The sequence below is a fragment of the Agaribacter flavus genome (assembly GCF_042646125.1).
Taxonomy (GTDB): domain Bacteria; phylum Pseudomonadota; class Gammaproteobacteria; order Enterobacterales; family Alteromonadaceae; genus Glaciecola; species Glaciecola flavus.
In genome coordinates this window covers 416,089-429,465 of the sequence record NZ_JBHRSW010000005.1, presented here as the reverse complement: position 1 = coordinate 429,465, position 13,377 = coordinate 416,089, and the positions used below count along the sequence as shown (strand labels likewise).

At 42.3% G+C, this 13,377-nt stretch carries 11 protein-coding genes and 2 pseudogenes; 4 read left to right on the top strand and 9 right to left on the bottom strand.

What is annotated here, in order from left to right:
- Positions 1-161 precede the first annotated feature (161 nt).
- The 3 genes from ACFOHL_RS04015 to ACFOHL_RS04005 are packed head-to-tail and all read right to left on the bottom strand — an operon-like array spanning position 162 to position 2,720.
- Positions 162-1,163 carry a tetratricopeptide repeat protein gene (locus ACFOHL_RS04015; protein ID WP_376918902.1) on the bottom strand — a complete coding sequence of 334 codons (1,002 nt, stop codon included), beginning with the start codon at positions 1,161-1,163 and terminating at the stop codon, positions 162-164.
- A gap of 4 nt (positions 1,164-1,167) precedes the next feature.
- A complete protein-coding gene (locus ACFOHL_RS04010) occupies positions 1,168-1,875 on the bottom strand; it encodes a phage tail protein (protein WP_376918901.1) in 708 nt (235 codons plus the stop codon).
- Positions 1,876-1,907: 32 nt separating this feature from the next.
- Entirely contained in the window at positions 1,908-2,720 is an 813-nt protein-coding gene (locus ACFOHL_RS04005) for a hypothetical protein (protein ID WP_376918900.1), read from the bottom strand.
- Between the two features lie 356 nt (positions 2,721-3,076).
- Between ACFOHL_RS04005 and ACFOHL_RS04000 the strand changes: the two genes are divergently transcribed.
- On the top strand, positions 3,077-3,400 hold the full coding sequence (locus ACFOHL_RS04000; RefSeq protein ID WP_376918899.1) for a DUF3718 domain-containing protein: 324 nt from the start codon (positions 3,077-3,079) through the stop codon (positions 3,398-3,400).
- Positions 3,401-3,479: 79 nt separating this feature from the next.
- On the opposite strand, the pseudogene ACFOHL_RS03995 reads toward ACFOHL_RS04000, so the two are convergent.
- The 3 genes and pseudogenes from ACFOHL_RS03995 to ACFOHL_RS03985 all read right to left on the bottom strand — a co-directional run.
- Positions 3,480-4,547, bottom strand: a pseudogene (locus ACFOHL_RS03995) (purine nucleoside permease); the annotation flags it as partial.
- A gap of 62 nt (positions 4,548-4,609) precedes the next feature.
- Entirely contained in the window at positions 4,610-8,950 is a 4,341-nt protein-coding gene (locus ACFOHL_RS03990) for a DEAD/DEAH box helicase (RefSeq protein WP_376918962.1), read from the bottom strand.
- A gap of 249 nt (positions 8,951-9,199) precedes the next feature.
- Entirely contained in the window at positions 9,200-10,075 is an 876-nt protein-coding gene (locus ACFOHL_RS03985) for a hypothetical protein (RefSeq protein WP_376918898.1), read from the bottom strand.
- Positions 10,076-10,197: 122 nt separating this feature from the next.
- Here ACFOHL_RS03985 and ACFOHL_RS03980 point away from each other — a divergent pair, with 122 nt between their 5' ends.
- Positions 10,198-10,638 carry a hypothetical protein gene (locus ACFOHL_RS03980; RefSeq protein WP_376918897.1) on the top strand — a complete coding sequence of 147 codons (441 nt, stop codon included), beginning with the start codon at positions 10,198-10,200 and terminating at the stop codon, positions 10,636-10,638.
- Positions 10,639-10,929: 291 nt separating this feature from the next.
- Complete coding sequence (locus tag ACFOHL_RS03975) at positions 10,930-11,211, top strand: hypothetical protein (RefSeq protein ID WP_376918896.1); 282 nt, start codon at positions 10,930-10,932, stop codon at positions 11,209-11,211.
- 252 nt (positions 11,212-11,463) lie between these two features.
- On the opposite strand, the gene ACFOHL_RS03970 is transcribed toward ACFOHL_RS03975, so the two are convergent.
- On the bottom strand, positions 11,464-11,901 hold the full coding sequence (locus ACFOHL_RS03970; protein WP_376918895.1) for a hypothetical protein: 438 nt from the start codon (positions 11,899-11,901) through the stop codon (positions 11,464-11,466).
- A 257-nt stretch (positions 11,902-12,158) separates the two neighbouring features.
- On the opposite strand from ACFOHL_RS03970, the pseudogene ACFOHL_RS03965 reads away from it, so the two are divergent.
- Positions 12,159-12,314, top strand: a pseudogene (locus ACFOHL_RS03965) (transposase); the annotation flags it as partial.
- Between the two features lie 348 nt (positions 12,315-12,662).
- On the opposite strand, the gene ACFOHL_RS03960 reads toward ACFOHL_RS03965, so the two are convergent.
- Both ACFOHL_RS03960 and ACFOHL_RS03955 read right to left on the bottom strand, forming a co-directional pair.
- Complete coding sequence (locus ACFOHL_RS03960) at positions 12,663-12,851, bottom strand: hypothetical protein (protein WP_376918894.1); 189 nt, start codon at positions 12,849-12,851, stop codon at positions 12,663-12,665.
- 216 nt (positions 12,852-13,067) lie between these two features.
- Positions 13,068-13,376, bottom strand: a complete 309-nt coding sequence (locus ACFOHL_RS03955; protein WP_376918893.1) for an ArsR/SmtB family transcription factor — start codon at positions 13,374-13,376, stop codon at positions 13,068-13,070.
- Position 13,377: the final 1 nt, after the last annotated feature.

Sequence of the window (13,377 nt, the reverse complement as noted above, 5' to 3'; positions counted from 1 at the left end):
CGTCGTTTTATTTTGTCATGTAGCTAGGTTCTGTTTAGCCTAAAGTATTAGACGTTTAGCCTATATGCTCTTATATCGACAGATTTTCGTAAGCTTTGATAGCTAGAGGCGGTTTATTTTTAGTTGTGAATTTTGCAGTTAATTGAACAGCGGTTTGTATTTTAACAATTGTTGTTGTGTTGATGTTTTTGAAATTTGTTTAAATGCGCGACTACCTTTTCATCCAATGCATCTTGCCATGTATTTGGCATGACATCTTCAATCTTATTTTTTAGACGCAATGAATCTTGCGAAACTGCGTGACTACTCAGGCAATGCGCTTGTGCCCACAAATAGGATTTTGCAAGCAGCGACTCTTTCTGATGATCTAAAAATGCTTGCCAATATAATGCGGCGGTCGGCAGGTAAGCCGCTTCATAAGCCTGACTTGCTGAGATCTCATACCATCTCAACGCTTGTTTCAAGTCAATCTCCATGCCAATACCTTGATCGTAATACAAGGCCATTAAAAATGCAGATTCTGGGGACTTTTTGTTGGCGGCGTACTGCAACCAAAAAAAGGCCTTTTGATAATCCTGTTTTACATGAGTGCCATAAAAATACCATTTTGCCATCACTACTTGTGCATTGAATGCCCCAAGTTCGGCACCCTTTAAACACATATCTACGGCTTTTCCGGTATCTTTTTGAACGCCTTCTCCTTTAAGGTATAACAGCCCTATTTGACAATACGTAGCATGGACACCTTGTTGATAGGCTTTCGTATACCAGTGTATCGCTTGGTTTATATCGATTTGTCCTCCAAGCCCATGTGCGAAACAGTTGCCTACCTGCTGCATTGCCCCTGGCATATTATTGATGGCTGCTCGATGAAACCAATGGCATGCCTCTGCCTTGTCGGTTTTTGTGCTCAGTCCTAACTGATAAAAGAGGGCGACGTTGAACTGAGCGAGTCCATTCTCTTTGTTTGCAAATTCTTTGTATATGGTGAGTGCTTCTTCATATCTTCCAGCAGCCTTATGAAGATCAGCTTGTTGAATAGGTGCAGCCCAATCATCAACCTCATTGGCATAAACAGATAAGGGGGAAGTCGCCAATAGCAATGCAAACAAGCCGACTATGTGTCGGCTCGGTTTGCAACGAGATAAACGAGTTATCAACATCTTATTAGTTTCTGGGTGGGAACAAGCCTTGGGTCGCAATTAGCCAGGTAACGGTTAAATAGGGCCCTCTAACATTAAAGGCTGAGCTATTGCCAGTCGTTGAGATAGTGGTCGTCGCGGTAGAGTTCACTTGCACATTTAACGACAAATCAATGGCACTACTATCCATGTCCACATTAGGCACACCGCTGCTATAGATTTCTTCGCGAGCTGGGCTGTTAGCTAGTACAGCGCCCGTAGGAACATTTGTATCGGCGCTAGCTGCCAGAGCTCGAAGTACTGCAGACGATCCTGAATCATTTGCAACGCTGCTTACCGTTGTCACTGCACCATGTGTATGACCGGCTAACTGAGCTTGAGTCAGTATATGTGTTTCTGCACCACCTTTTTGGCCTAATCTATAGTCGAGCAGACCAGGTCCTCTGCCACTGCCGATAGCTGAGCGCCCGCGTAAATCGGGTAATGCAAAGGTAGTACGTCCGTCCCCTCCATAGGTCGTACCTAGAATGGAGAACAACGCGGTATTGGAAGAAATTGGCAGTAATTGGCCGTCAGTTTTTAACCAACCGCGTATGGAATAATTCCCTCCAAAAGCGCACATGCCACCTATATAAGGGCTAGAGGAGCAAGCGTAAGACTTGCTTGAAAGGAGTATGGTTGTGAGTGCAATGGTAAAAATGGAAGCACATGTTAAGTGTTTTTTTATATTCATATTGTTGTGTCCGTTGTTTTATGGGTTCTATGTTATTTAACTCGACGTACTACTACGCCAACACAACCAGCCAAAAACAACAGTGCTGGATAGGGTGAGGGCACAGGGTTAGGTGGATTTGTAGACCCGCCAGAACCACTGACTGAGAGAATAGAAATAAATGAATCGTTAGATGAGAGCATGAAACTATCATTAACAAATGACTCGCCATCAAGCTTTACTTCCCCTGTAAAGGTAAGCATTTGACCTGCAGCGACGACTATGTCAAAACCAAATGTGCCAAAATCAGACTCTACGCCGCCAGTATTGCCAGTTGGATTGCCATTTTTTTCGTTTCCAACCAATGTGTCTGAACTTAAATCTGTGAAGAAGAATTCAGTATTGCTACTGTCTTCTAAGATAAAACGACTCTCAACGAAGGCGTCTAGTTCGGAATTTACTGAGTTTTCAAATTCTGCCAAAAAAGAAATAGTGTAATCTTGGCTTAACGAGTTATTCGTGATTTGAAACGCATAATCAAAAGCAAACACATCAGAAAAACCAATACCACTGCTCTCAAGCGATGAGCTGAGTCCAATACCATCGCCAATGTCGGTTAGTTGACCTCCCTTGGGATTGTCCCCGGTCACGGTCGTGTTACTCACTGTCGAGTTTGTGTTTGTGCCACCCAACACACTAAATAGGGTAGCGGTTTGAATTGCATTTCCCTCAGCTAATGAGGAGGTAATATCGAAGCTGACTTCACCATTAATGGTAAGGTCAGATGTTATAGGTACAGCTTGAGCATACGGCGTGACCAGTACAACAAATAGCCACATTGCGAAAGTATTACGAAGGTATTTCACAATGATTCTCCTATGGCGTCTAGTCAAAAGTAGACGTGTTCCACAAGCATTAAATATACCATTGAGAAAAAATACATAGCAATCAGTTGTTTAATAAATGAGCGATCATTTATCTATATTTATTGTAAAGAATACTGACACATGTTTCGAAAGTAATAGAATAGTACTTAGAGGCTGTTTATAAAAAAACTAAAAATTGGTCAAAATAACTAATTTGTCAGGTTTGCATTTTGTGTGGAATATATAAAGTTTGGGTTAATTTTATTAAGCTATTGAAAATTATAAATAATTTATTTTGGCATCACCATTGCTATCACTAAAGTACTTTCGCTCAAATAGTACAAAAGGTAGTTAATATGAAAAATTTCACTAAAGTTATCACCAGTTTATCCTTAGTTGCAGCATTTGCTTTTCAGGCTAGCGCCTCACACGAGTTTGTAGCAGCAGATACGGAAGCTGGCACTAAAATCTGTGTCGCAGCCGTGTCAGGCAGCAAGTTAAAGACGATCAAGGCAATTAAAACAGCACATGTTGACAAAAAGTATGTGGTTGAAAAAGTGACTTGTAACGGTCAAAATATCATCGATTTTATTACTGAAAACGGAAAAAATCCCGACAAAATATACGGGTTGTTAACCAATAAGTCTTTCAACGAAGCGCAGCACATAGCGAGATTATAGTCTTACTGGATAAGGTATCTAGTCAACACCTAAGGAGAGTATGCTATGGCGTACTCTCCTATATTCGTTACTCGTTTGACGGCGTAGCCAGTTTAAACTGATCCCAGTCTTCAACAATTGTATCAACTACTTTACTTCCGACAATGTACGCACTTTCCAGCGCAGATTGCATACCTGCAAAACCATCTTCCCCCATTTCCATACTGAGGTTTTGCGACGCACTGATGCCTTTGGGTTGCATCGAATAATTGCTTGCTGTGCGAAGTACCATAAATCGATGCTTATCTACTTTACCAATATTGTGTAAATAGCTTATTGACTGGTAACTACCTGTATCTTCCATACCCGAGGTAACAAAGTTTCCTTTTCCTTGTGTCCAATATTGCGTCCAGTCGTTCGCCCATTGCGTCAGCAACTTACCGTGCCAAAATGTAGATGCAGCTAGCTGATCACCCACTAACACAAATGGCGGTTTTTGTGCATTTGGGTAGCCTGTATATTTTGTTCTGAGTGCTTGCATTTTGGGGTAGTCATTAAGGGGTAAATCTTTTGTCAATGAGAACGCCCAATCAACGAGTGCCACGTTTAGTGGGTAAGCTTCGCCATTGTAGGGCGTAGGGTATTCGCCGTCGGCAACGTTGTAGTTGGGTGCTTGGCTAAAAAGAGGAAAGTAAGGACTGGACCAATTGGCTGGTATTTCACGCGCATCGATATGGTGTGCGAGGTCGCCGTCTACTAACCACTTTGCCCACACAGCTGAGCCAATTGAGGCGTCTTCTGGATCAACGCCCGCAATACCCGCCACTAACCAGTATGCATTTGACAAATCAAAGCGTTCATCTAAACCTAAGGCCATGACTGCAGAGGCGGCTTTGGCAGTACCCATACCGGTTACCATACCTAAAACACCTGTCTCTGGATTCATGTAAAGGTCGTGATGAGAATGTTCGAAAGTGTAACGTTTAGTCAGTTTTTGCCCCGCTTTCCACAGCTGAAATTCCCCAGGCCGATCGCCTTCGTCTTCCCCAATTTCGAACATCGTCACAACGACTACTTTGACTTCGATAGCAGGTTTATCCGTATTTTCTGTTTGGACAATGTTGTCGCTTGAGCATGAAGCAAAAAATAGCCACAATCCACACAACATTAGTTGTTTCACTTTCGTCTTTATGTTCATGCTTAATCGTTCCTTTTTAAGATTATTAAGTATTAAAACGTGTCTTTTAACAAAATCAGCATATCCTCTACGGAGAGCTTTGTAGCATGCTCGTTGCCTGATAGTAACTTGTCTGCTAAGTCTCGCTTGTGCTGATGCAAAGAAACAATTTTTTCTTCGATCGTGTTTTTGGCTATCAAGCGATAAATCGTGACTGGGCGGGTTTGTCCCATACGGTGCGCACGATCAGACGCTTGATCTTCAACGGCGGGATTCCACCAAGGATCCATATGGATGACGTAATCCGCTGCGGTCAGGTTTAAACCAAACCCACCGGCTTTTAAGCTAATTAAAAATACCTCGCCGTCGCCGCTTTGAAAATCATTTACCCTGCGCTGACGTTCTTTTTGCGGCGTTGACCCGTCTAAGTACTGATAACTAAACCCCTTTGCTTCGATATGTTGCTTGATGATTTGCAAATGCCCAACAAACTGGCTAAAAATCAGCGCTTTGTGCTTATTCACAGTCAGTTCATCAAGTAGCTCGTCTAAAGCTGCTAACTTGGCGCTGGGTAACTGGCTTTCTTCAAGCACAAGCTTGGGGTGGCAGCAGGCTTGTCTCAGTTTAGTCAGCTCAGCCAGCATTTTTATTCGCTGCTCTCCTGCATTGGCAGTATTTGTAGCTTGACTGATATTGTCGATAGCATTTAAGCGCAGTGCCTCATAAAACGCTTGTTCTTGTTCGCTCAAACTAACACTGATGTTGATATTGGTGCGCGCAGGCAGTTCGGTTAGTACCTGACTCTTTAAACGTCTTAATATAAATGGTTGAATCAGTGTTTTTAAACCTTGGCGAGCCTTCCTTGCAGCAAGCTTATCTTCTTTCGCATTTTCTATTGCTTGAATATAGCGTTTGGTAAATTGCTTTAAATTGCCAAGTAGTCCAGGGTTAATCAGCCGGAAAAGGCTCCACAACTCTGTTAAATCGTTTTCGATTGGCGTGCCAGTAGTAATCATCTTAAAGTCTGCATTTAGGGCATAGGCCGCCTTTGTGCGCTTAGCTAAAGGGTTTTTTAGCGCTTGTGCTTCATCTGCAATCATAGTGTGCCATTTGACTTTAGCCAGCAGCTCACTTTCGCGTTGCAATAAACCATAACTCAAGATCACGCAATCAAATGCCGCTAGCTCCTGCAACAAAGTGGCACGTTGAGATGACGTCGTAGCTTCAGAAAAGACCTTAATGTTGAGTGTAGGGGCAAACTTTTGCGCTTCTTGTTGCCAGTTAAAGCAAACAGATGTCGGTGCGATCACTAGGCTTGGTCCGCCTTGTGCTCTCGCGACTAAAATACCCAAAGCTTGCATTGTTTTACCTAAGCCCATGTCATCGGCTAAACATGCACCGGCTCCCCAATGTGCCAAGCGCATCGCCCAATCAAAGCCTTCGTGTTGATAGTCTCTCAATTCTGCTTGCAAGGTTGACGGTATAAGGGGCGAAATAGCATTGGCTTCGTGCATGCGCTTAGTTTGTTTATCCCAAGCGTGAATTGTTTTCATGCGCATGCCAGAGGTGGCTTCTTGTACTTGCAAGCTGGCTAAAGGGTGGAATTTTCCATCATCAGTCACTTGCTGCAAGTGTTCGAGTTTTTGGCGTAAATCATGACTCAGAGACAAAACATGTTCAGCATCGAGTTTGACAAACCGACCATTGCTGCTAGCGACAAGCGAGAGCAATTTGCGCAGTTCGATGACCTCTTCATTGTTTATTTGTAGTTCACCCGAAATGTCAAACCACTCGTTCTTTTTGCTAACACCTAGCTGAATTTGTTCGCCACTTAAGGGCTGGCTGAGCTTAATTTTTTTACCTTTAGGCCAGCGAAGAGTGAGTGGCATCGACTCTGCTTTGACTGCCACTTCGAGTTGCTCAAGTGCTTCAAGTGCTTGTTGTGTGTCTTCCAATATAAGGCTGGTGTCTGGCATAGACAAAAAAGCAGGACAAAGGGTATCTAACTGGTCGAGCAAATCTTGTTCGTTTGCCAAATTGCGGTTTGTTGCAACTCGCTGATTATTTATTTCTGCACTTAAACTGGCATTGCCTATACCTGGTTTGTAACTGGGGCCTAGCTCCCCAAAGGGCAGGACGACGCAATGGAATTCTAAGCCCTGTTGTATTGGTTGGATGTTGATCACTAAATTGGGATCACAATCTACCGTTTCTAAGCCGGTATCTAATTCTGCAATATCAGATTGAATATTCAAGAAAGGGGCGATAGCTGCAATGCCTTCTAGTACTTTCGCTTTGGCTGAAATAGGCACAAGTAAACCATTTTCACCGAGTATTTTGAGTACTTTTAAATGCTCCTTAGAAAAGATGACCAGCTGATATTTGCCTTCACTAACTTGTTTAACCACATAGCTAATAGAATTAATCGCATTGTCAAAGTCTGAAGGGGCATGCAGAAAATCTTCATATTGTTCATATAGTTGTTCTGTGTCTGCCATGCTCAGGCACAATTGCTGGCCTTGTTGGCTGACAAGCAACTCCGGTGATTTTTCGCTTAAATCAATAGGTTGATTCAAGTCTTCTGCTAGAAAGATATTCGGTGCATCTACGGCTGCGCGGAGAGCGGGTAAACCCGCCAACTCGTATTCTGTTTTGCCGTAATACCCATAGCCTTGATAGGCTGAAATTGCTCGGCAGATTTTTTGGTCAGACTCACTCAAATAGGTGAAAGTATCAGTCTCTTCGTAGAGGCGCTTAAGTGATACCACGCGGCCTTTACTCCAACCCGTTTTCGTTCGTTTTTGTTCTCTTGGGATTAGCTCATCATTAAATCGACCAATGAGTAACTCCCAAATCATGCGGACTCTTTTTTCTTCAGCTTTGTAAGCATTATCGCCTGATTGGCTAGAATTACTTTGTGGTCCAAGTGCAACCAACCTATCTAATGCATGCTCCCACTTGGGGCGGGTAGAAATGCAATCTGGGAGTAAAATGATATCCTCTTTAGTCTGCACAAGTTGTTCATCATTTTGCATTACTTCCGACTGAAGATACTGCACAACTTGTTGACTAAAATTAGCAAATAAGCCCATGCCTATTGCTTTGAAGTGTCTTGTACATGCTTGAGCTTGCTCTAGGTAAGCGTGCTCAGAGCTTATTTCGTTTTTGTTTGTGCACCAAGCTACACCAACAATTTGATTAAATTTATCTAACCAAGAGAGTAAAGAGTCGATGCGTTCGTCCATATTATAGGAAGCAGTTTGTGGGACAAAAGCGTCACCATCTTGGAGGCGACGGACGATTCTTCGCAGTTCAGCGTTTAAAGAGAGTGTGTAGCTAAACGTTTTTTGATCTGAATATTCATATTCGCATTGCAAATGCAAGTTATCAAAATAAGCCGCGTCGACTTGACTGGCATGAATAGCTAAGGATAACTTGTAGAAACCACCTAAGATACCACCAATGTATTGCTTTTTTCGCCGCGTTATTTTGTTTTTTGCGGCGATAGCTAATTCAAAATATTCTATGGCTGTTTTAATGTGCCCAGTAATAAAGTGGTAGGCTCCTGACAACTGAAGTGCATAGGAAGATTTATTCTCGACATCGTGAAGATCCTCAAAATCAGTCAAACGACCGCTATACAAGTATTGTTCCGCCAGTAGCAAGCGGCACAGCTTGTGGTCGGGTCGAGCTTGGATAAATTGCTCCAAACAAGTAAGGGCATAAGCAATGCTTTGACCTTGGACGTAGCACAAATGAAACAGAGTGGAAAAGGCTTGGTATTGAAGTAGTTCAGGAAGCTTGAGTATGTCTTCTAAACTAAAAGGAAGGAAAAAGAGTTCGACCAATATGTGATTGTCACTCAGATCAATTATTTGCGGGTTTTTGTTGAACTCAAGTACGCCCTCTAACTTGTTAAATTCTTGCAGAAAATACAAGTCTCGAAATACCCGTTGTTTGTCGGTTTTTTGGTCTTGCCAATAAAAGCTGGTAACTACCGGAACAACTTGTTCTGCTGCATAGATAATACTCTTCAGCTTGTCTTGCCCGATGGCCTCATCGCATTGTTCCAAATCGTCTAAGTGGTGCATGAGGACATTGGCCAAAATGCGGTTAATGGTCATGCCCTCACGTGTATTATGTAAAAGTCCCATTTTTTCGAAGCGAGATTTTTCTTCAGTGCTTAAACTATAAAATCCAGCTTTTTTGTTCAGAAAACCGATTAATTTAAGCTCTCTAACTACTTCTGCTAGCTTTGTAATACCAATGGGTTTGTAGATAACGGCTAGGATAATCAACACGATTTGTTGATGTTTTTCCAAGCTTTTAAAGCGTGTATATAGCTGTTCAGCCTGAGCGGCAGTATCTGGAGAAATAAGAGGGCTTATGCGCATTGATAGAAGAAATTGAGTTTTTGCTAAGATAGCAAAAAGTGGCTTTTGACTCAATGTCATGCCGCCCGAATAAGTGTTTAACGACGAGGTGAGATTTTACCTAATAGTACACTGTCTGCCAGAATGAAAACGCTGCAAGTACATCCTAGTACGCTTTAGTCTTTTATCCGTGAAAAACAAATTTTCATTCTGGCAGTAAGTACACCGCAAGCTGCAATCCCATAACGTCCGTAACGGTGGGTTAGGGGATTATAAAGACCATTTAATTCCGCCCAATATTCGGTTGTTTTCGCCAACCTTGTCAAAGCGAACAAACCAATCAAAAGGCAGCGAGGTAAATTGGGATTCAAGTTTCGCAGAAAATCCGTGACCTGTACCTAGGAAATCTTCAGTCAATTCGGCACGAAGGCCAAATTCACCACTTACATAAGAATAATGGGCAAAATACGCATAGTCTCTATTGCGATACGCCTTTTCTCCCTCGATACCTAACACGGTTTTTACTTTTGTGGTATTGGCTCTTTTTACTAATTCAGCGAAGACATGCTGGCTTTTCTTGGTGCGATAGCGAAGCTCGGTGCGTAAATAGTTTAGTGATGTCATTCGCTCCATACTGAATTCGTAAGAAAACAAGTCATTTATGGAGGCTGAGTATTCCAATTCAACATAGTCAATGTCGTTTGGTGTGTCGAGTGCTTGTCGGGGATTAAGCTTGTTTAGCTGACCAACAACGATTTCTAATTGCGCGTTCGAGTTGGTATCCCTGACATGGCGAATGCCTTGTATCCAACCGTCTTTAGATAAACCGCTGGACGATACGCGCCCTTTGAACGTTGGGATAACACCCAGTTCAGTTTTGCCATAATTACCTTGATGGCGCAAAAATAAACGCCGTAAGTAGAAGCGGTCGGCTGATCCATCGTCAAATGTATTGTGACTAGAGGAAAAGTCATCACCCGTAGCTGCAAATCCATGAGTTGACCATGTTTGATTGAACTTGAGGGAGGGAGAGTATCGAATTCTATATTGATATCGCAGATCTTTGTCTGAACGCTCATCTGCTCTTATTTGTACATCGAGTTTGTGTTGTAATGATTGTGCGTGGCTGGCTTTAACACTACACAAAAGTAGTAAACTTAGAAAAAGTGTGTGAACGCCGAATAAACGATAACTAGTTTTCAATTGTCCTTCGCTGTTAAATTTTTTTTGTATTATATACGGATAAGGTCGCTGGGTAGATTAATACCATGAATAAAAATCAAGGGCGTCTAATGCTTGCGATTGCGGCAATTGTTGCTTTTTTGACCGCTCTCGCGCACATGTCTTGTATTGCTATTGGTCCGCAATGCTATTCTGTGCAAATGGCACCTGAGGCAGTCGTTCACTCTGCTGAATCTGGGACGCTATTGGCACCAATAGCAACTGTATTTGTGGCATTGGTTTTTAGCACAATTGGATGTTATGCGCTGTCTGCGGCTAAAGTCATTCGCAATTTACCTCTTTTACGCTTTGGTATTTATGCAATTGCATTCATATGTGTTGTAAGAGGTGTTCTTCCGTTTCAACTATGGATAAGGCACCCTGAGAAAGTAGCGCTACCAGTGCTAGTTGTGGGGTTTGTTTGGTTGTTAGTTGGGGTATGCTATTTTTTTGGGTATCGGGCGGTAAATAAATACGGTCAAAGTTAATAAATTTAGAGATAATACTAGGGTCTTTTGACCTTTGGTGTACAAGTTTTGTTCAATTATAGTCTATCTGCTCCTTGTTGCAGCCTTTTGACTTAAGCCATTAGGCCTGTAAGTCTGCGCCGCGATCAGATAGACTATAATTGAACAAAACTTGTACACCAAAGGTCAGCAGACCCTAGCGACTTGCTAGGAAAGATGTGTGGTGAATTGAGCTCTCGCACTTCTGAAAGCTCAAATAGATAACCTACAGGTGGCAAAGCGATTGCTTTGCCATCGACATCAGGAAAAACCATGGATAAACCAAATTATGTATCATACACAGTAGATGAACTGCAGGATGTGCTCACACATATCGATGATGAACAATACCCAGATAACGCATACGAAGTACTCAATTTACTTTTAAGAAAATCAGGAAAAAATATCGATGATTTGCTTGTTGAATATCAAGCAAATGCAATTGACGAGTCCTTGTCAGCACTATCGATATTGTTGTTTGGCGTTGACACTGCAAATAGTGATGTTGAAAACAAGATAAAGCGAATCTGCGGTTGGGCACATTCTTCTAAGTAGACTCGGTAAAGCACCAATGGTCGCCTTTACCAAAAGAGCTCTCATCCGTCTCTCTAAAAACTCAAATCTATCCCCTAAGACTGCTGTGCACATGGGTAGTGTGCAAAGCATTCATTGTTGTGTGGGTGGGGCGTCTATATCTTCTATACGCCATTTCCATTTGGTGCTTGGAGTGATTCTGTATTTATCTAATAGCATTCAAGGCACTCATATCCATATTACTTGATGAATATAGGGGGCTTTACTTCATCTTTAGCCAATTTTCTTCACAATATCAAAGGCCTTTGTATAAGCATCAATGGCACCTTTCATATTTGCTGAACCATCATCATGCAGTTTTAAGCTGACTAGATGACGTTTTGCAAAGTCAACGTAATCCATCTTTTGATTAGCATCGAAGTTAATTCCAGGAAGGATAGACATATCGAACATTTCACGTTGTGAAACAAGACCATTGTTAAACAGCTCTCTAGATAATTGCCCGACTTCATTGAGAGATATATTTCTCATATCATACTTATTCGAAATTTCCTGCCATTTCGCTTCAGCATTTTTCCCTGCATCGCTAATTGTAACAGTATCAGTTGCAGTGGCTTTCGCCTTGCTAGTTGTTGTGTCTGGCGTCGTAAGTTGCTGACTGCTTTGAACCGCCCCTGTATGCGCTGTGTAGGGTACGCTATTAATTTGCATATTCAGTCCTCATTAATCCAACATTTCAGCTATAGGAGCAAAGACCAAGCCAAGAGATTAAAACTAATATTTATACTAGGTTTTCCAGTGTCTATATGATGCAATAGCATTGCGAATTTATCTGATATTACTTCTGATGCCTGAAAGGAAAGGAAGCAGTAGGCAGTGTAGTTGTTGTCGGCAATATATTGCCTGTAAAGGGGTTGAAATTGTTCTGTTGGCGGCAAGGTGCTTTTAGCAACTAAATACAGCTTACAGATGCCACCACGCATGTGTTTTTCGACCCCGTTGACTTTATCGGCAAGTTAGCGGCACTTGTCCCATCGCCCAGACTCAACCGTACTCGCTTTTTTGGTGTCTTTGCGCCCAACAGTCACTTAAGAGCCCAAGTGACCGCATCACAGCGTGGGAAGAACAGCCCTAAACTGGCGAATAACGGCACTATCTCGTCAGATAAACCTTATCATGCGAAGGCGATGTCGTGGGCTCAGCGCCTCAAGCGTGTGTTTAACATTGATCCGTCCAGCGCGACTTTGATTTTGGTGCGTGATTGCTGACCATATACCGCAGTACTTAACATGATACCCACAATGTCAGTTATGCTCACTTATGCAGGGTAGGGCTAATTGTGTGTGGCGTTGATACTGACAATACCAAGGAACAGGTAATGTAAAGCACTCATGGCGGCCTTTCTCCAAAAAAACACTTAACCTTCCCCGCTAAAAAATCAAATCTATCCCCAAAGCCCCCTGTACGCATGGCTAGTGTATAGTGTTAATTTGTCTTATACTCTTCAACTCATTCTCTGCATTGCCCAAAGCCGCCTTATCAATATCGGCAATGACAACATTCATCCCAAGCGCACCAAACTCCTTTGCAAGCGCCAATCTAATACCACCAGCACCGCCAGAAATAAGTGTTGTTTTCCCTGCGTAGTTATCGTTCATCATCGTATTCCTCAATACTGAATAGCGAAGTGTATTTTGCACTCTTTCGCTACTGTGAATTTGTATAAAGACTATAAGACTGGAAACCACGGGGAAACAATTTATTTGGCGAATTAGTGTTTCTTATTTTGGTGAATAGTGAAGCTATGGGGAAATAGAGAACATTTTGCAGATTTTCATGTGTATGAGCCGCTTGAATAACTCAGTAAACCTTATAAATTAGGCTTCGTCGCCCTGACAAAATAGCTTGTACAACACAGCAATGACCTCCTTCACTTCATCACTATCAAGGGAGTAATATATCGTTTGTGCATCGCGACGAGTTTTCACGTACGCCTCTTTTCTTAACCAAGCTAAGTGCTGAGACAATGACGATTGTGGGATCGCAATAACATCATTGAGCTGAGATACACTCATCTCATTTTCTTGCAACACGCAGAGGATCATCAAACGGTAACGGTTGCCCAAGGTCTTGAGTAAATCGACTGCATGCTGTGCATTCGCTTCCATTTTCGCAAAATCTTGCATA

What these genes read in the sequence shown, in the direction of transcription:
- ACFOHL_RS04015 (WP_376918902.1), bottom strand. Translation starts at nt 1,163, where the DNA reads ATGTTGATAACTCGTTTATCTCGTTGCAAACCGAGCCGACACATAGTC.
- ACFOHL_RS04010 (WP_376918901.1), bottom strand. Translation starts at nt 1,875, where the DNA reads ATGAATATAAAAAAACACTTAACATGTGCTTCCATTTTTACCATTGCA.
- ACFOHL_RS04000 (WP_376918899.1), top strand. Translation starts at nt 3,077, where the DNA reads ATGAAAAATTTCACTAAAGTTATCACCAGTTTATCCTTAGTTGCAGCA.
- ACFOHL_RS03990 (WP_376918962.1), bottom strand. Translation starts at nt 8,950, where the DNA reads ATGCGCATAAGCCCTCTTATTTCTCCAGATACTGCCGCTCAGGCTGAA.
- ACFOHL_RS03980 (WP_376918897.1), top strand. Translation starts at nt 10,198, where the DNA reads ATGAATAAAAATCAAGGGCGTCTAATGCTTGCGATTGCGGCAATTGTT.
- ACFOHL_RS03975 (WP_376918896.1), top strand. Translation starts at nt 10,930, where the DNA reads ATGGATAAACCAAATTATGTATCATACACAGTAGATGAACTGCAGGAT.
- ACFOHL_RS03970 (WP_376918895.1), bottom strand. Translation starts at nt 11,901, where the DNA reads ATGCAAATTAATAGCGTACCCTACACAGCGCATACAGGGGCGGTTCAA.
- ACFOHL_RS03960 (WP_376918894.1), bottom strand. Translation starts at nt 12,851, where the DNA reads ATGATGAACGATAACTACGCAGGGAAAACAACACTTATTTCTGGCGGT.
- ACFOHL_RS03955 (WP_376918893.1), bottom strand. Translation starts at nt 13,376, where the DNA reads ATGCAAGATTTTGCGAAAATGGAAGCGAATGCACAGCATGCAGTCGAT.